Genomic DNA, 527 nt, shown 5'->3' on the forward strand with positions numbered 1-527 from the left:
ATTTCAGCAATTTTTTGCTGCTCGGGACCGGAAGGCAGAGGTATTTTTAAATTTATCACACTATCTTTTGACGCTCTTTGTCTCCCCGTCGTCCCTATCATTGATGCTATAATTTGATTTCTAAACTTAGGATATTTTAGAATATAAAACAAAAATAAATTGTTGATATTCTCACATGCTATGGGGAAAACTTCAGTCGTTGCCAATGCAACCCCATTCGGAATATCATTTGGAACAATACCTTGTTTACCATTCTCTAATGAAGGGGTTATCTTTGCTAATAATAAATCTCCGGCTTCACAATATGTAAAACTTGATATGCTCTCTTTTTTTCTTACTTGATACCTTACATAAATATTCGAATTGGAAACCAAATCCATTGGTATAAAAGCGATAGCGTCTAAATTACTTATATCTTTATTTTGTCTTATATTCGCAACTTCAATGAGCTTTACCACTTCCCACTCTTTTGGAATTTGGCAATTGAGTTCTTTGCTATACTTAAATTCTTTATGCCCGATGCCTTT

Annotated in this window: 1 protein-coding gene; it reads right to left on the minus strand. The window is 33.8% G+C overall.

What is annotated here, in order from left to right:
- Positions 1–527, minus strand: a 527-nt coding sequence (locus N2201_07545) for a restriction endonuclease subunit S (GenBank protein MCX7786052.1), incomplete at both ends; no start/stop codon positions are given.

Source organism: candidate division WOR-3 bacterium (genome assembly GCA_026418155.1).
Classification (GTDB): Bacteria; Hydrothermota; Tepidihabitantia; order Tepidihabitantales; family CAIPLT01; genus JAOABV01.